Genomic DNA, 15,868 nt, shown 5'->3' on the forward strand with positions numbered 1-15,868 from the left:
CCCATGCGACCGGTGATCGCACAGGCTGCCGCCCTCGGCTTGCTGGCGGCAGCCTTGCCAGCCGCTGCACAGGAGTTCGACCCGGTCACGCTGGACTTGCCGGCGCTGGTCGAGTGTCGGACCGATGTGCCCGCCTACACCAGTTTTGCCCTCTGGCTGGCGGGCGAGCCAGACGCGGCCGGCACGATTGGCTGGCGCGCGGTCGACAGCGGCAATCCCTTCCTGTCGCAATATGAGATGGACAAGCCATTGACCGCCTTTGGCATGGAAACGAAGACCATCGTTTTTACCTCCAGCGGGCCGATGGCCGTGCTCGATGGGCTGAACGCGCCCGACTTCGCCAAAAAGCTTGGCATCGAGCCGATGCTTGCCACACCGCAGAAGTTCCTGAGTGAAAAGGTCGTCTCGGAAAAGACCGAAACCGCTGAGAGCGTCACGCTGGCCACGCGCATCAGCCTCAACGTCTCCACGGTCGAGACACATCCCGGCAAGGTGCTGGCGGGATGTTCCTATGTGCTTGAAATCAAGTAGAGGGCCTGCGCGCTTCCTGGAAAGCCGATGTCGGCTTTCCCTTCGCAGATCGTGAGGGGAAATTACGCCCCGCCTTTGTACAAATCCCCGAGATAGACCCGCTTGGCCACCTCGTCGCGCGCGGAAAACAGATAGCGGCCGAACGCTTCGCGTTCGTGGTTGACTGCCGCGAGCTCCCAGACGCAGAAGGTCGCGCGGTGTGGCCCGGGCAGCGCAAACAGCGAGAAATCGGGCGCCTCTGATGTCTTGGCATAGACCGTCTCCCACATCTCGTTGGCGTTGCGCCACGAACTCACCAGCAGGAAATGAAAGTCGCCGCCGCAGCGGTGCAGGATGACGAAGCCGAGTTCGCCCTTGAGGTTGAGGCGGCCGGTGGCCGTCTCGGCTGCGAGGAAGCGCTGCGCCAGCGCGCTGGTTTCGGGTGTCACCGGCGTCGCTTCTTCTGAAATGTCGTACCATTTCAGCAGGCCGCCGCCGGCAGTGGCTGGCAGCCCCGGCGTCACCGATTTGAGGTAATGGGTGTAGCCTTCGACATTGCCGAAGCGCGAGAGATCGGCGGGCAGGCCGCTCAGGCTGTTCATGACAAGATCCTCGTCCGCATCGAAAAAGCCCGGTGTTGCCACCGGGCTTTGATCATTCTGCGTCCGAGGCTCTGGCTTGGCCAGTGTGTCCCCCAAAGTCTCCTGACAGGGTTGTGTCAGGTCATCCGGCGTCAGTTGCCGTCGATCTCGGCGCCGATGATGGCGATCGCCTGCTGGTAGACGCTGGCCGCGTTCCAGCCCTGCAGCGCGCCGAAATTGGCCTGGCCGGGCTGATAGCCGCCGCCGGCGCTCCAGCCATGGCCGCGCAGGAAGTTGGCGGTCGAGGCCAGTGCGTCGGCCTTGGAGCGGACCATGTCGATCTTGCCGTTGCCGTCGCCGTCAGCACCGTATTTCAGCACGTTGACTGGCAGGAACTGCGTCTGGCCAATCTCGCCATGGGCAGCGCCGATGGCGTTGGGTGCCAGCGTGCCGCTCTGCACGAGCTTGAGAGCGGCGTAAAGCTGGTCGGTGAAGTATTCGGAGCGGCGGCAGTCATAGGCCAGCGTCGCCACGGCCGACAGCGTGTGCTGGTTGCCCATGAAGCCGCCGAAGCCGGTTTCCATACCCCAGATCGCGATCAGCGGACCGGCCGGCACGCCGTAACGAGCCTCGATGCTCTGGAACAGCGCCGCGTTCTGCTTCTTGATGGTCTTGCCCTTGGAGGCAATCGCCTTGCCACCGCGCTTGGCCATGAACTGGTCGAGCGAGAGCTTGAAGCTCTTCTGGTTGCGGTCGGCATAGATGGTCTTGGTGGCGTAGGTCGTCTTGGCGAGCGCACCAAGTGCGTTGCCCTTGATGCCGTTCGCTGCCGCCTGGTCGGCGAACGACGCCTTCCACGCTTCGAAGCCACCCGCGTTGTTGCCACACTCCGCCGCATATGCGCCGCCAGCCATAACCGCCAGCATGGCGGAGGCCGCAGCAAAAGTCTTCACCTTGGCAAATATTGCCATGCCGTTCTCCTGATGCCTGAATCAATGTCCCTGGGAGGGATGTTGCCAGCCCCACGCTCTCTTGTCATCGTTAAGAAGGCGTTTACGTCCCCATCTGCCTGCAATGGCAGGTGGCAAAAAACTCGCATACGATCAAGCAGTGATTATGGCGAGAGCGGGGAAAAACCATGGAAGATGTCGATGTTGTGATCGTCGGCGCTGGGTCCGCAGGTCTTTCAGCGGCAAAAGTGCTTCGCAGGGCAGGACTTAGCTTCAAGGTGCTGGAAGCCATGGATCGCATAGGCGGGCGGGCCTGGACCAGCAACAAACAGTTCGGTGTGCCCTTCGACATCGGTTGCGCCTGGCTGCATGCCGCAGACCGCAACCCCTATTTCTCAGAAGCGCAGGCCGCCGGCTGGACGATGCATCATCACGACATGAACATCGACCATCTCTATTATCGCAACCGCAAGGCGAGTGAGGCCGAGGAGGCAGCGGTCAAGGCGGCCGATGCCGCGATGACCGTTCTGCTTGAAGGCCACAACAACGCCGACGACCGGCTTGGCGCGTTGTTGGCCAAGGGCCGCTCGTCGCGTGCCGCCGCCACCTTCTGCGGGCCGATGGATTTTGGCACCGACGAAGACGAGATCTCCATCGCCGACTTCAGGAATGCCGCCGATCTCGATCCCAATTATTTCACCCGGGAAGGTTATGGCACGCTCGTCGCCCGTTTCGGTGCCGACGTGCCGGTCGAACTTGGCACGCCGGTGCGCCGGATCGACTGGGATGGTGCGGGCGTCAGCTGCCACACCGATCGCGGTGTGCTGCGCGCCAGCGCGGTGATCGTGACCGCATCGCCGGCAGTGTTGGCTTTCGAGGAGATCGCCTTTTCACCGGCTCTGCCAGACAGCTACGCAACTGCCTTCTTCGACCTGCCGATGGGCATGCTGACCAAGCTCCCTGTCGAAATCAAGGGCAGCCGCCTGGGGCTCAAGCCCTTCGACGACCTCCTTATCGAACGTGCCGCGCGCCACGACATCTATTTCCTCAGTTTTCCCTTTGATCTCAACCTGATGGTTGGCTTCGTCGGTGGCGATTTCGCCTGGGAGCTGTCGGCCGCCGGCGAGGCGGCTGGGGTCGACTTTGCCACCGACAGGCTGTGCGAAATCTTTGGCAACGACACGCGCAAGCACGTTGGCCGCGCGATGATGACCAACTGGGGCGGCGAGCGCTATGTCAGGGGTGCCTATGCTGCGGCGCGACCTGGCCGATCCGAGGCGCGGTCGACGCTGATGCAGTCCGTCGGCGAGCGCATCTTCTTTGCCGGTGAGCATCTCGCGGGGCCATTGATCCAGACCTGCGGCGGCGCCCGGTTGTCAGGCGAAGCAGTGGCGCGAGATGTCGTTTCACAGCTGTCGGCGCATTGACGACAGCCACGCCGGCAAGCGTCAGTCTGCTACAATTCGTGAGCGTTTCAGGCCATTTCATCAGGAACTGATAGCTGCCCGCACCGTTCTCGCCCCTTGAGGGACCAAGAAAACGGAGCGAAAAGATGAAAACCAAACTGTTGTTGCCCGCCGTCGCGGGCGCGTTTGTCGCCTTATCAGGCCCGTCCTTTGCCGACGTTGCCGTGCAGGCAGCGACCGATCTCAACGTCCGCGCCGGTCCGGGGCCACAATATCCGGTCATCGGGGTCATCGGCGCAGGACAGGCGACCACGCTGCGCGGCTGCCTTGACAGCAGCAAATGGTGCAGCGTCGCCGACTCCGGCGGCGATGGCTGGGTCTATTCGGATTATCTTGTCGGCGATTTTGGCGGCCAGGAAATCGTGCTTTCGGCGCGCCCGGCCGATTCCGGCGTGGTGGTCGTTGATCCGCCGGCCGCCGGTGGTGCCGGTGACGTCGTCATCGACGGCACGACAGGCGCGATTGTCGCCGGCGAAGCTATGTCGGCCATCGAGCCACCCGGCGCGGTGCGCACCTATGTGACCGATCACCGGATCGAGCCTGTGTATCTTGACGGCGAGGTTGTCGTCGGCGCCGGCCTGCCTGATACAGTCGAGCTGACCGAGATTCCCGACTACGAGTACCGTTATGTCTATGTCAACGGCCAGCCGGTTCTGGTCGAGCCGTCGACGCGGCGCGTGGTCTATGTGATCCGCTAGGTACGTCATGCCGGCCGCTGGGCAGCCTGCCCGGCGGTCGGATTTAAAACCGGATTGCCGGCGTCTTGTCCTTGATCTGCTCGGCCCGCTTCATCAGCTTTTCGAATGCGGCCGGCGGCAGCGCCTTGGAATAGAGGTAACCCTGGCCGATGCGGCAACCCATGGCATAGAGCGCCGCCTCTTGCGCCCTCGTCTCGATGCCTTCGGCAACAACCGACAGCCCCATATCCCTGGCCATGCCGAGCACCGCGCGCACAATCGCTGCGTCCTGCGGGTCCCGCAGCATGTCGCGGACAAAACTGCGGTCGACCTTGAGCACCGTGAGTGGGAAGCGCTTGATGGTGCTGAGCGCGGCGTGGCCGGTGCCGAAATCGTCGAAGGCGAGGCCGACGCCCGCCTTGCCCAGCTTGCGGAACGGTGCCAGCGTGCGCTCTTCATAGTCGAGCGCGATCGTCTCTGTGACTTCGAGCTCCAGCGCGTTGGCCGGCAAGCCGTGACGCAACAGCGTCGATGTCACCGTCTCGGCAAGGTTGCCGGCGTTGACCTGCACGGCGAACAGGTTAATCGCCATTGTGATCGGGGCAAAGCCGCGGGCGCGCCATTCGGCCGACTGCCGGCAGGCCTCGTCGAGGATCCAGCCGCCTACTGTCAGAGCGCCCGAATGCGTTTCGAGCACCGCAAGGAAGTCGGCTGGTGCGAGCAGGCCGCGCGAGGGATGGTTCCAGCGCAGCAGCGCCTCGGCGCCCAGCACCTTGCCGGACTCCAGGCACACTTGCGGCTGGTAATGCAGCGCAAATTCCCTGGCGCTGATGGCGCGCAACAACTCATCCTGCAAGGCGCGGCGAACTGCAATGGCGTTGCGCATGCTCGGTTCGAACATGCGGTAGCTGCCGCCATGCTGCCGTGCCCGGTAAAGCGCCAGGTCGGCGCTGGCCAACAGCTCCTCTGAAACCCCGCCATCGCTGGGCGCCACCGCGCCGCCGATGCTGACGCCGAGCTTGAGCAAATGGTCGCCGATCTCGAAAGGCTTTTCGAAGGAGCGAAGCAGGTTGCTTGCCGCCGCCGCGACTGCTCCGGGCTTGTCGATGCCGCGCAAGAGTACGGCGAACTCGTCGCTGCCAAGCCTGGCCACCATGGCGTTGGCGTCGAGCGCCGCCGGCAGCCGGATAGCAAGCGCCTGCAGCAGCGTGTCGCCGGTGGCGTGGCCGAGCGTGTCGTTGACCTTCTTGAAGCCGTCGAGATCAACCAGCAGCACGCCGGTGGGCTCACCGGCGGCGAGCGCGTCTTCAAGCTGCATGTCGAACTGGAAGCGGTTGGGCAGGCCGGTCAACGTGTCCTGATGGGCGAGGCGATGCAGCCGCGCGTCGCGCTGCCTGCGCTCGGAGATGTCGCGGATGATGCCGCCCATCGAAACGCCGTTCGGTCCCTGCCAGACCGACAGCGACAGCTCGATGGGGAATTCGGAGCCATCGCGCCGCAAGGCTGAGACCTCGACGGTCTTGCCACTCAGCTTCGACGGCTCGCCCGAGCCGACGCGGGCAATTCCGGCGTTGTGGGCGCCGCGCAATCTCGGGGGGATGATCAGGTCGAGCGTGTTGCCGATAAGTTCGGCCCTGTTGTAGCCGAACATGCGCTCGGCCGACTTGTTGACGAAGGAAATGTTGCGGCTGGCATCGATGACTACCAGCGCAAATTCGATGTTTTCGGCAAAGCCGGCAAGCGGCGAGTCGGCCGAGACGCCGACGCTTCCCGGTATAGCTACATGCGAGCCGGCCGCATGATTAGGCATGGTGGTCGAACACCTTGAAATAATGCATACCAACCCCCCGCTGGCAGGCCGCATATTATGTGGCAAAGCTTAACTGGGGCTTATGTTGCCCACAACAGTTCAGTTGCAGCTTGATTAAGCATTCACTGATGGCGTAGGCGGGGGATCATGCGGATAACACTTGTTGCCCCGGCGGGCATTCCAACCAGGGGCTATGGCGGCACGGAGCGCCAGGTCGAGTGGCTGGCGGCGGAGCTTGTCCGGCTAGGTCATGGGGTGACGGTTATCGCCGGGCAGAAGACGGGCGATGCGCCGTTCGAAATCCGCCAGGCGGGCACATTTCAAGACATATCCGACGCAATTCCGGCGGACACCCAGCTCGTCCATTTCCATGGACCGTATCTCGACGTTCCCTTCCCGTCGCTCAACACCTGCCACATTGTCGGGCTGGACATGTCGCGCATCGCCGGGCCGGAGGCGGCGACCTCACCGCGGAACTGGAGCTTCGTCAGCGCCAGCCATGCGCGCAGCTATGGCAGGACGACATTCGTCTACAACGGATTTCCGGTGGACGCCTACCGGCTGGCCGGCCACAAAAACCGGCGGATGCTGTTCCTGGCCGGCATTGCCCGGGCGGGCAAGAACCTCAATCGCGCCGTCGATCTTGCCAGGAAGTACGACCTCGGCCTCGACATCGCGGGCGGGGTGCGCTGGAAGCTTTTGACGCGCAGCCAGGTCCGGCGTGACATGGTGTTCCTCAAGACACTCGCTTCGCGTTACCGCTTCCACGGCATTGTCGATGGCGACATCAAGCTGAAGCTGTTGGGCGAGGCGAGGGCATTCATCAACCCGGTTGCCTGGGAAGAGCCTTTCGGCATGGCGCCTGTCGAGGCGATGCTGTGCGGGACACCCGTTTTGGCGACGCCGCGTGGGGCGATGCACGAAATCATTGACCCGGAGACGGGAAGATTGTTCGAAACAGACGACGAGTTCGCCGCAGCACTTGGTGAGGTCGACGCACTGTCGCCACTCCAGTGCCGCGAAAAGGCGGCCGACAGATTTTCGATCGGAAAGACCGCGCAAGGCTACCTCGACCTGTATGGCCGAATCCTCGATGGCGAATTGCTGCCTTGATAAAGCGGTAGTGGCTGTGTTGTCCGCAAGGGGAGCGACAAAGCTTGACTCCCCAGCCTTTTTCCTGTCTACAGCCCACAAATTCCGCGACGAGTTCCACTCCGAGCGGCCGACCGGGACACCCTAGTGGTACATAACGATCCCGGAGGCCAACACCCGGCAGCGCAGTGCGCCCCCGGGTGCTTTTTGGTTTGGTTCAGGCGCGCAGAGGCATTACCTCTCGGTTCGACACCGGTTGGCTGAGAGAAGGGAAGTCGAATGTTTGAATCGCTGCAAGAGCGGCTTGGATCGATCCTGAACGGCCTGACCGGCCGTGGCGCACTGTCGGAGGCCGACGTCTCGGCAGCCCTGCGTGAGGTTCGTCGTGCCCTGCTCGAGGCCGACGTCGCGCTCGAGGTTGTCCGCTCCTTCACCGACCGCGTCCGCGAAAAGGCCGTCGGTGCCGCGGTCCTGAAGTCGATCAAGCCCGGCCAGATGGTCGTCAAGATCGTCCATGACGAACTGATCGAGATGCTCGGCGCCGAAGGTGTCGCCATCGACCTCAACGCGCCGGCCCCGGTCGTCATCATGATGGTCGGCCTGCAGGGCTCGGGCAAGACCACGACTTCGGCCAAGATCGCCAAGCGCCTTACCGAGCGCCAGGGCAAGAAGGTCCTGATGGCCTCGCTCGATACGCGCCGTCCGGCCGCGCAAGAGCAACTGCGCCAGCTCGGCGAGCAGACCAAGGTCGCGACACTTCCTGTCGTCACTGGCCAGTCGCCGGTCGACATCGCCAAGCGCGCCGTCCAGGCAGCCAAGCTCGGCGGCCACGACGTGGTCATCCTTGACACCGCTGGTCGTACCCATATCGACGAGCCGCTGATGGTCGAGATGGCCGACATCCGCAAGGTGTCGGATCCGCACGAAATCCTGCTCGTCGCCGACTCGCTGACCGGCCAGGACGCGGTCAACCTCGCCAAGAATTTCGACGACCGCGTCGGCATCACCGGTTTGGTGCTCACCCGCATGGACGGCGATGGCCGTGGCGGTGCAGCGCTTTCGATGCGTGCCGTCACCGGCAAGCCGATCAAGCTGATCGGTACCGGCGAAAAGATGGATGCGCTGGAGGAGTTCTATCCCAAGCGCATCGCCGACCGTATCCTCGGCATGGGCGACATCGTCTCGCTGGTCGAAAAGGCTGCCGAAAACATCGACGCGGAAAAGGCCGCGGCGATGGCCAAGAAGATGCAGTCGGGCAAGTTCGATCTGAACGATCTCGCCGACCAGCTTGGCCAGATGCAGAAGATGGGCGGTATGGGCGGCATCATGGGCATGATGCCGGGCATGGGCAAGATGAAGGACCAGATGGCTGCAGCCGGGCTGGACGACAAGATGTTCGGGCGCCAGCTCGCCATCATCTCGTCGATGACCAAGGCCGAGCGCGCCAATCCCGACGTGTTGAAGCATTCGCGCAAGAAGCGAATCGCCGCCGGTTCCGGCACTGATGCGGCCGAAATCAACAAGCTGCTCAAGATGCACCGCCAGATGGCCGACATGATGAAAGCCATGGGCGGCAAGGGCAAGGGGGGTGGCCTGATGCGCGGCATGATGGGCGGTCTCGCCTCCAAGATGGGCCTCGGCGGCATGGGTGGCATGGGTGGCGGCATGCCCGACCTGTCCAAGATGGACCCAAAGCAGCTCGAAGCGCTGCAGAAGCAGGCAGAAGCCGCCGGCCTCGGTGGCGGGCTCAAGGGCCTGCCTGGCGGTGGACTTCCCGGCATGGGTGGCGGTGGTTTGCCGGGCTTGCCCGGCGGCATGAAGCTTCCGGGCCTCGGCGGCGGCCTGCCCGGCCTTGGCAAGAAGAAGTGAGGAGCGCTGAATGACCGATACCAATCCTCAGGCACAGCTCCAGGAACTACGTGCTTCGATCGACAACATCGACGCAGCCCTGATCCATATGCTGGCCGAGCGCTTCCGCTGCACCAAGGCTGTCGGCGTGCTCAAGGCAACCCATGGTTTGCCGCCGGCCGATCCGGCGCGCGAACAGACCCAGATCGCGCGTCTCAGGCGTTTGGCTGACGACGCACATCTCGACCCCGATTTCGCGGAAAAGTTCTTGAACTTCATCATCCGCGAGGTGATCCGACACCACGAAATGCTGGCCGCCGAGCGAAATGGCGGCTCAGACAGGACTACCTCCGCCTGATGGCGGAATAAGCAGAACATACCAAACCCAAGACAGAACTATTCAGGAGTAAGACAATGTCCCTTAAGATCCGCCTGGCCCGCGCCGGCTCCAAGAAGCGCCCCTACTACCACATCGTCATCGCTGACGCCCGCAGCCCGCGCGACGGCCGCTTCATCGAGGCGATCGGCGCCTGGAACCCGCTGCTGCCCAAGGACGGCGACCGCGTCAAGATCGACGGCGACCGCGTCAAGCATTGGCTGGCGAACGGCGCGCTGCCGACCGACCGCGTTGCCCGCTTCCTCGACGAAGCTGGTCTCGTCAAGCGCGAGACTCGCTCGAACCCGACCAAGGGCGAGCCGGGCAAGAAGGCCCAGGAGCGCGCTGCTGCCCTGAAGAAGGCACAGGACGACGCTGCTGCCGCTATCGCAGCCGCGACTGCTGCTCCGGCCGAAGCGTCGGCAGAGTAATTTTCGCCTTTTCCGGCGACACCAGGACGGCGGGCCGAAAGGTCCGCCGTCTTGCGTTTCGGGTTCGGTTCCGAGCCCTTTCGCGACCGTATCCAGGCGTATGACGCCACCGCCCAGCTAAGTTCATGACATTTATATGACATTCCGCTTAAGCAAGCGGTAAGCCGGTGCCAGCTAGGTTGCCGGCGATGGCGCGTGGGCAAAAGTACCGCGCAGGCATGATGCCGCGCCGTCGCGCCGAACCCGCTTCGGCATGTGCTGAAATCGATGTGACGCTGTGTCGACGCCCGACGAAGGTCGGGCCGCCGGGCGCATGGCGTTGCGCCAATGGCAGGTGACGACGTGATGCTGACGGCGATGCGCGCGGGGACGTGGCAAGAAGATAGGACGACGAAGCTGCAAGGCGGCTCCGTCGAGCAGGGCCCGCCACCAAGACCCGCCGAGCTGCCCAGTGGCGTCGACACGGAATTCGACGACGTCAGGCTTGTGCTGCGCCGTTGGCAGGCCGCCTGCATCGATGGCGCGTTGCCGCCTTATGAAGAATTGGCGCTTGGCAGCGTCGGCCGCTTCGCCGACGAGATGGCGGTGGTCCGGCTCCAGCCCGGCAAGGACGGTTTCATCCTGCGTGCCGGGCCGCGTTTCAGTGCCCTAGCCGGCCTGACCGAGCCCGCGGCCGTGCTGTCGGTGCTGCCATTCGCTTTCCAGCGCGCCATATCGGGTGCCATCGACCTTGCCCGGCCGGCAGCGCGACCGCGGCTTGCGCTGTGCCGGTCGATCGTCGACGGCATGGTCTCCACCGTCGAGGTCCTGGCGCTGCCACTTTCGTGCCGCTGGCCCGGCGAGTATTTCCTCGTCTTCGCACGGCCGCGCAAAAGCCAGATCGATCTTGCCCGCCTGCTGATCAACTCGACCGACGAGGGAATTTTGGCGCTCAGCGCGCTTGAATCCGTCGGCGGTGAGGGACGGGATTATCAGATCCTCAGCATCAATAATGCCGCGGCGCGTTTTCTCGGCGTTTCGGCGGAGGACATGCGCTTCCGGTTGTTGTCAGAGGCCAAGGCCGCCACAGGCCTGGCGCGGCTGCTCGACGAATGCGGAGTCGCCCGCGCCCATGGCGTGACCGCACCGTCGCTTGAACTGGAATACCAGCTTGGCGGCGAAGCCGTGTCGCTGCAGGTCGGTGTCGCTGAAACGGGTGGGCTGTTGGCGGTGACGCTCACCGACGTGCGCGAAATCAGGAACCGCGAAACCCTGTTCCGTTCCCTGTTCGACGACAATCCGGTGCCAATGTATGTGCGCCAGGCCGAGGGCGGCGCTTTCCTGAACGTCAACGCCGCAGCACTCAATCTCTACGGCCGTGGCCGCGGTGAATTCCTGGCGCTTGGCATCGCCGATCTCGAACCCGACGCCGGCGACGTGCCGGCGAGCGGCGAGCGTTTTGCCCGCCACCGCACGGCGGCCGGAAGCGATCTCGACGTCATCGAGTATGCCCGCAACATCCGCTTCGGCGCAACGCCTGCGACGCTGTCGACCATCGTCGACATCACCGAGCGCAAGCGCGCCGAGGACCGTATTTCCTTCCTTGCCCACCACGACCCGCTGACCGGCGTCGGTAACCGCACGACGTTTTCGCAGGAGATCGAAGATGCGGTGGCGACTGCAGTCGCCGGGCACCAACCCTTCGTGCTGCTGCTTGTCGACCTCGACGACTTCAAGGCCGTCAACGACACGCTCGGCCACGCGGCGGGAGATTCCCTGCTGATCGAGACAGCCGACCGCATCCGCAAGCTTCTGCGCCGCAGCGACCTTGTCGCCCGGCTTGGCGGCGACGAGTTCGCCATACTGCTGCGTGGCGCGCTCAGCCGCAGCGATGTCGAAACGCTGGCCAAACGTATTATCCAGGCGATCAGCGAGCCGCATGCCTATGAGGGCCACAAGCTGTCGATCGGCGCCAGCCTGGGCGCGGCGATCGCACCGGCAGATGCGCGCGACGCCGGCACCTTGCTCAAATGCGCCGATCTGGCGCTCTACCGCTCGAAGCGCGACGGCAAGGGCGCGTTCCACTTCTTCGAGCCGGAGATGGACGCCGAGATGCGCGACCGCCGCGAGCTCGAATTCGAGTTGCGCTGCGCCGATCTCGACCGTGAACTGGTGCTCCACTACCAGCCGATCATCTCGGTGAAGACGGGCGCCCTGCGCGGCTTCGAAGCGCTGGTGCGCTGGCGCAACCCCAGGCGCGGCATGGTCTCGCCGGCGGAATTCATCCCGCTTGCCGAGGAGACCGGCATGATTGAGGCGATCGGCCGCTGGGTGCTCGACGAGGCCTGCCGCCGCGCCGCAACCTGGCCGCAGGACCTCGTCATCGCCGTCAACGCCTCGGCGGTGCAGTTCCGCCAGGGCCAGTTCGCCGAGACCATCAGCCAGGCCATCGCCAGGTCCGGGCTCGACCCGTCGCGTCTGGAGATCGAGATCACCGAATCCGTGCTTCTGGCTGATACGGGCCCCAATCTCGCCATCCTGCAGCGGCTCAAGGAGATCGGCGTACGCATCGCGCTCGACGATTTCGGCACCGGATATTCCTCGATGAGTTATCTTCGCCGCTTTCCGTTCAGCCGGCTAAAGATTGACCGTTCGTTCGTGCGCGACATCGGCAGCAGCCGGGAATCGATGGCAATCGTGCGCGCCATCATCGGCCTGGGCGCCAATCTTGGCATCGACACGACAGCCGAGGGCGTTGAAACAGGCGCCCAACTCGAACTGCTCAGGCAGGAGCGCTGCGGCGAGATCCAGGGTTTCCTGTTCAGCCCGCCGGTCGACGGCGCCGGGGCAGCGCAGATCATCGCGAGCTATCGTGGCAACAAGGTTCAGGTGGCTTAAGCCTGCCAGCTTGACCCCTCCGCCCGGCCGCGCCACCTATGCTGCAGCGAGGGCCGGAGGAGCAGGTGATGTCCGACAAGATTTCCGCACTCAATGCCGACGGTGTATCCGAACCCTTTGCCGGCGAAACGGCGCCGCTCGAAGCCTTTTCGCAAGGCGAGCGTTTCGGCAGCAGTTTCAGGCACCTGTCCAGCTTTGGCGGCGGCGATCATGTCGGTGTGGCGCTGGAGGAGCTCGCGCCGGGCAAGGAGTCCAATCCGTCGCACTATCACATGCTCGAGGAGGAGCACGTCTATATCCTCGAAGGCGCGCTGACGCTCAGGCTCGGTGCGCGTGCCTATGTCATGAAGGCAGGCGACTATGTCTGCTTTCCGGCGGGCCAGAAGGTCGGGCATTCGCTGTTCAACCACACTGAGGCTGCGTGCCGCTATCTGATCATCGGCGAGCGCAACCCCAGCGATGTCATCGTCTATCCGGAATCCGGTCGCGTCGGCGTCCGCCTGACCGGCGAGGGCTACAGCAAATCGGCGACGATGGACTATTGGGAAGGCATCGATTCGACCGCTGCCGGCGCCCGGGCTCGCGCTCAGGAATAGTAGAAATTCTCCGCCGGCAGCATTGGCGGCGCGGTCTCCCCCAGAGCTTCGAACACCGAGATCTCGCAGACGCGGCACAGGCCGTCGAGCGCGAGGTCGTTGGCCTCCATGCCGAAGGGGTCCTCGAGCTCTTCCGAAAGCGCGTCGAGCCCGAAGAAGGTGTAGGCGATCAGTGCGGTGAACAGCGGTGTCGCCCAGCCGGCGGAAGCCGCCAGCCCGAACGGCAGCAGCAGGCAGAAGATGTAGGCGGTGCGCTGCAAAAGCAGTGTGTAGGCGAAGGGCAGGGGCGTGCCCATGATGCGCTCGCAGCCCGCCTGCAATGCCGCAATCGCCGACAGCCGTTCGTCGAGGATGCGGTAATCCATTGCCTCCAGCACTTTCGCGCGCTTGAGCTTGCCGAGCCTTGCGCCCAAGCGGCGCATCGCTGCGTCCGGCCTGTTGGCGGCGGCATGAATTTCGTCGACGGCATCGCCGACAAAGGGGCGGGCGGCTTCCCGTGTGTCGACCCGGCGCAGTTCGCCGCGCAGGAAGTGACAGAAGGCCAGCGAATCCATCAGCAGCGGCCTGAGTTCGTCGCGGTCGGAAATCATCGCGGTCGCGGCGCGCGAAAGGTTCCTGATCTCGAAGACGAGCTGGCCCCAAAGCTTGCGCGCCTCCCACCAGCGGTCATAAGCGGCGTTGTTGCGGAAGCCGAGATAGACCGACAGTGCAACACCGAGCAGCGCGAATGGAGCGACGCCGGCATCGCCGAGTTCGAGCTTGAGCAGCTTGATCGCGGCCACCACCGCAGCGCCATAGGCCGCGAAGCCAAAGATCTGCGGCAGGATGCGCGGTACCACTGATCCGCGCATGACGAAGAACAGTTTCAGCAGGCCGGTGCGGGGGCGAACGATCATCTGGCCTGATACCTCTTTCCACCGTGGAGAGATCGGCATTGTGTCCCCAGGGAGACCGGAGAGTCACCCTCCAATCGCGACATCGGTTGCGATTTCGTCGAATTATTTCAGGCGTTTGTCGTTGTCACGCTGACCTGTCGACAGAATCCATCCTTCCAGATGAGCGACATCTCACCCAGTTGGGTAGGCAAGGCCGAGATCGTCCGGGCGGGTGTAAAGGATATCCGGAAGGCCTTCTTCGTTGGCGGACCCGTCGCCGAAGGATTCAGCGACAAAACCGTGGCGCTCATAGAAACGCCGGGCGCCTGCATTGGCCTGGAAGCAATGAAGTTTCACGTGAGTCATTTTGGCGGTCACGTGATGCAGCAGCTGGCTACCGATGCCGTGCCCGGCCCAGGCCAGGTCGAGATAGAGCTGCTCGATCCAAACGCCCTTGACTGCGGCGAAGCCAACGATGCCGTCGCCGATCGTGGCTACGGTGACAAGCTGCTCGGTCAGGAGGACATGTCGGACAAAGTACAGGTCTTCGTCAGGCGTATGCAGCTGAGGCATCCAGTCGAAGGCGGCGAGTGCCGCCCTCAGGATGCGGGCGATGTCGTCAGGCTGCCTTCTTCTTCGGCGAGATCAGGCCGCGCTCGACAAGAAGCTCGGCGATCTGGACGGCGTTGAGGGCAGCACCCTTGCGCAGATTGTCCGAGACGATCCACATCGACAGGCCATTGTCGATGGTCTGGTCTTCGCGGATGCGCGAGATGTAGGTCGCGTCTTCGCCAGCCGAGTCGAGTGGGGTGGCGTAGCCGCCATCCTCGCGCTTGTCGATGACCAGGCAACCCGGTGCCTCGCGCAGGATGTCGCGCGCTTCGTCGGCGGTGATCGGCTTGTCGAACTCGATGTTGACGGCTTCCGAGTGGCCGATGAACACCGGCACGCGCACGCAGGTGGCGGTCAGCTTGATCTTGGGATCGAGCATCTTCTTGGTCTCGGCGACCATCTTCCACTCTTCCTTTGTCGAGCCGTCATCCAGGAAGACGTCGATATGCGGAATGACGTTGAAGGCAATGCGCTTGGTGAACTTCTTGGCTTCGACCGGATCGGCGACGAAGACGGCGCGGGTCTGGGTGAACAACTCGTCCATGCCTTCCTTGCCGGCACCCGAAACGGACTGGTAGGTGGCAACGACGATGCGCTTGATGGTGGCCGCGTCATGCAGCGGCTTGAGCGCCACGACCAACTGGGCGGTCGAGCAGTTCGGGTTGGCGATGATGTTCTTCTTGGTGAAGCCGGCAATCGCGTCGGGATTCACTTCCGGAACGATCAGCGGCACGTCCTGGTCGTAGCGGAAGGCCGACGAGTTATCGATGACGACGCAGCCCTGCTTGCCGATCTTGGGCGACCATTCCTTGGAGATGTTGCCGCCGGCCGACATGATGCAGATGTCGGTGTCCGAGAAGTCGTAGGTGTCGAGAACCTTGACCTTCAGTGTCTTGTCGCCGAACGACACTTCGGTGCCGAGCGAACGGCGCGAGGCCAGGGCGACGATCTCATCGACCGGAAAGCCGCGTTCCTCGAGGATGTTGAGCATTTCCCGGCCGACATTGCCCGTGGCGCCGACGACTGCAACCTTGAAACCCATATCGAAAATCTCCTGTCCCTCTCCGCTCGCTTTTTGGAGAAAACCCGCTGGCCGTTGCGGGCTTCATCCCCCGGGCCGGACCCGGGAGAGGGTGAGCAGGCCAAGGGAAATCACACCGTTTTGGT

15 protein-coding genes are annotated in these 15,868 nt (G+C 63.7%); 9 read left to right on the forward strand and 6 right to left on the reverse strand.

What is annotated here, in order from left to right; translation table 11 throughout:
• Positions 1-3: 3 nt before the first annotated feature.
• Positions 4-531 carry a hypothetical protein gene (locus ACHMW7_RS04485; protein ID WP_395449156.1) on the forward strand — a complete coding sequence of 176 codons (528 nt, stop codon included), beginning with the start codon at positions 4-6 and terminating at the stop codon, positions 529-531.
• A gap of 62 nt (positions 532-593) precedes the next feature.
• Here the strand turns inward: ACHMW7_RS04485 and ACHMW7_RS04490 are convergent, their stop codons facing one another.
• Entirely contained in the window at positions 594-1,112 is a 519-nt protein-coding gene (locus ACHMW7_RS04490) for a hypothetical protein (protein ID WP_395449157.1), read from the reverse strand.
• A gap of 131 nt (positions 1,113-1,243) precedes the next feature.
• Positions 1,244-2,062 (reverse strand): lytic transglycosylase domain-containing protein, encoded by an 819-nt coding sequence (locus tag ACHMW7_RS04495; RefSeq protein ID WP_395449158.1) that lies wholly within the window; start codon positions 2,060-2,062, stop codon positions 1,244-1,246.
• A 167-nt stretch (positions 2,063-2,229) separates the two neighbouring features.
• Here ACHMW7_RS04495 and ACHMW7_RS04500 point away from each other — a divergent pair, with 167 nt between their 5' ends.
• Positions 2,230-3,468, forward strand: coding sequence for a flavin monoamine oxidase family protein (locus ACHMW7_RS04500; protein WP_395449159.1), 1,239 nt, complete (start codon positions 2,230-2,232; stop codon positions 3,466-3,468).
• A 125-nt stretch (positions 3,469-3,593) separates the two neighbouring features.
• Positions 3,594-4,205: a DUF1236 domain-containing protein gene (locus tag ACHMW7_RS04505; protein WP_395449160.1), complete on the forward strand. Its 612-nt coding sequence runs from the start codon at positions 3,594-3,596 to the stop codon at positions 4,203-4,205.
• A gap of 43 nt (positions 4,206-4,248) precedes the next feature.
• On the opposite strand, the gene ACHMW7_RS04510 is transcribed toward ACHMW7_RS04505, so the two are convergent.
• The gene (locus ACHMW7_RS04510) at positions 4,249-5,994 is read right to left on the reverse strand and encodes a putative bifunctional diguanylate cyclase/phosphodiesterase (protein WP_395449161.1); all 1,746 of its coding nucleotides are present in this window, start codon (positions 5,992-5,994) and stop codon (positions 4,249-4,251) included.
• A 147-nt stretch (positions 5,995-6,141) separates the two neighbouring features.
• On the opposite strand from ACHMW7_RS04510, the gene ACHMW7_RS04515 reads away from it, so the two are divergent.
• The 6 genes from ACHMW7_RS04515 (at position 6,142) to ACHMW7_RS04540 (ending at position 13,214) form a co-directional block, all read left to right on the forward strand.
• Positions 6,142-7,107 carry a glycosyltransferase gene (locus tag ACHMW7_RS04515; RefSeq protein ID WP_395449162.1) on the forward strand — a complete coding sequence of 322 codons (966 nt, stop codon included), beginning with the start codon at positions 6,142-6,144 and terminating at the stop codon, positions 7,105-7,107.
• Positions 7,108-7,365: 258 nt separating this feature from the next.
• Positions 7,366-8,955: a signal recognition particle protein gene (gene ffh / locus ACHMW7_RS04520; RefSeq protein ID WP_395449163.1), complete on the forward strand. Its 1,590-nt coding sequence runs from the start codon at positions 7,366-7,368 to the stop codon at positions 8,953-8,955.
• 10 nt (positions 8,956-8,965) lie between these two features.
• On the forward strand, positions 8,966-9,292 hold the full coding sequence (locus tag ACHMW7_RS04525; RefSeq protein WP_214392911.1) for a chorismate mutase: 327 nt from the start codon (positions 8,966-8,968) through the stop codon (positions 9,290-9,292).
• Positions 9,293-9,348: 56 nt separating this feature from the next.
• Positions 9,349-9,741 carry a 30S ribosomal protein S16 gene (gene rpsP, locus ACHMW7_RS04530; RefSeq protein ID WP_395449164.1) on the forward strand — a complete coding sequence of 131 codons (393 nt, stop codon included), beginning with the start codon at positions 9,349-9,351 and terminating at the stop codon, positions 9,739-9,741.
• A gap of 327 nt (positions 9,742-10,068) precedes the next feature.
• Entirely contained in the window at positions 10,069-12,618 is a 2,550-nt protein-coding gene (locus tag ACHMW7_RS04535) for a putative bifunctional diguanylate cyclase/phosphodiesterase (RefSeq protein WP_395449165.1), read from the forward strand.
• A 68-nt stretch (positions 12,619-12,686) separates the two neighbouring features.
• On the forward strand, positions 12,687-13,214 hold the full coding sequence (locus ACHMW7_RS04540) for a cupin domain-containing protein (protein WP_395449166.1): 528 nt from the start codon (positions 12,687-12,689) through the stop codon (positions 13,212-13,214).
• Here ACHMW7_RS04540 and ACHMW7_RS04545 read toward each other — a convergent pair.
• The 3 genes from ACHMW7_RS04545 to ACHMW7_RS04555 form a co-directional block, all read right to left on the reverse strand.
• Positions 13,205-14,110 carry a bestrophin family protein gene (locus ACHMW7_RS04545; RefSeq protein ID WP_395449167.1) on the reverse strand — a complete coding sequence of 302 codons (906 nt, stop codon included), beginning with the start codon at positions 14,108-14,110 and terminating at the stop codon, positions 13,205-13,207. The genes ACHMW7_RS04540 and ACHMW7_RS04545 overlap by 10 nt on opposite strands.
• Before the next feature lie 171 nt (positions 14,111-14,281).
• A complete protein-coding gene (locus ACHMW7_RS04550; RefSeq protein WP_395449168.1) occupies positions 14,282-14,662 on the reverse strand; it encodes a GNAT family N-acetyltransferase in 381 nt (126 codons plus the stop codon).
• A 46-nt stretch (positions 14,663-14,708) separates the two neighbouring features.
• Positions 14,709-15,743: an aspartate-semialdehyde dehydrogenase gene (locus tag ACHMW7_RS04555; protein ID WP_395449169.1), complete on the reverse strand. Its 1,035-nt coding sequence runs from the start codon at positions 15,741-15,743 to the stop codon at positions 14,709-14,711.
• Positions 15,744-15,868 lie beyond the last annotated feature (125 nt).

Source organism: Aminobacter sp. UC22_36, from assembly GCF_044056035.1.
Taxonomy (GTDB): domain Bacteria; phylum Pseudomonadota; class Alphaproteobacteria; order Rhizobiales; family Rhizobiaceae; genus Aminobacter.

Excerpts from the sequence above, each read along its gene's own strand:
- ACHMW7_RS04535 (WP_395449165.1), top strand. The coding sequence starts at position 10,069 with ATGGCAGGTGACGACGTGATGCTGACGGCGATGCGCGCGGGGACGTGG.
- ACHMW7_RS04515 (WP_395449162.1), top strand. The coding sequence starts at position 6,142 with ATGCGGATAACACTTGTTGCCCCGGCGGGCATTCCAACCAGGGGCTAT.
- ACHMW7_RS04485 (WP_395449156.1), top strand. The coding sequence starts at position 4 with ATGCGACCGGTGATCGCACAGGCTGCCGCCCTCGGCTTGCTGGCGGCA.
- ACHMW7_RS04510 (WP_395449161.1), bottom strand. The coding sequence starts at position 5,994 with ATGCCTAATCATGCGGCCGGCTCGCATGTAGCTATACCGGGAAGCGTC.
- ffh (WP_395449163.1), top strand. The coding sequence starts at position 7,366 with ATGTTTGAATCGCTGCAAGAGCGGCTTGGATCGATCCTGAACGGCCTG.
- ACHMW7_RS04495 (WP_395449158.1), bottom strand. The coding sequence starts at position 2,062 with ATGGCAATATTTGCCAAGGTGAAGACTTTTGCTGCGGCCTCCGCCATG.
- rpsP (WP_395449164.1), top strand. The coding sequence starts at position 9,349 with ATGTCCCTTAAGATCCGCCTGGCCCGCGCCGGCTCCAAGAAGCGCCCC.
- ACHMW7_RS04550 (WP_395449168.1), bottom strand. The coding sequence starts at position 14,662 with ATGCCTCAGCTGCATACGCCTGACGAAGACCTGTACTTTGTCCGACAT.
- ACHMW7_RS04505 (WP_395449160.1), top strand. The coding sequence starts at position 3,594 with ATGAAAACCAAACTGTTGTTGCCCGCCGTCGCGGGCGCGTTTGTCGCC.
- ACHMW7_RS04555 (WP_395449169.1), bottom strand. The coding sequence starts at position 15,743 with ATGGGTTTCAAGGTTGCAGTCGTCGGCGCCACGGGCAATGTCGGCCGG.
- ACHMW7_RS04545 (WP_395449167.1), bottom strand. The coding sequence starts at position 14,110 with ATGATCGTTCGCCCCCGCACCGGCCTGCTGAAACTGTTCTTCGTCATG.
- ACHMW7_RS04490 (WP_395449157.1), bottom strand. The coding sequence starts at position 1,112 with ATGAACAGCCTGAGCGGCCTGCCCGCCGATCTCTCGCGCTTCGGCAAT.
- ACHMW7_RS04525 (WP_214392911.1), top strand. The coding sequence starts at position 8,966 with ATGACCGATACCAATCCTCAGGCACAGCTCCAGGAACTACGTGCTTCG.
- ACHMW7_RS04500 (WP_395449159.1), top strand. The coding sequence starts at position 2,230 with ATGGAAGATGTCGATGTTGTGATCGTCGGCGCTGGGTCCGCAGGTCTT.
- ACHMW7_RS04540 (WP_395449166.1), top strand. The coding sequence starts at position 12,687 with ATGTCCGACAAGATTTCCGCACTCAATGCCGACGGTGTATCCGAACCC.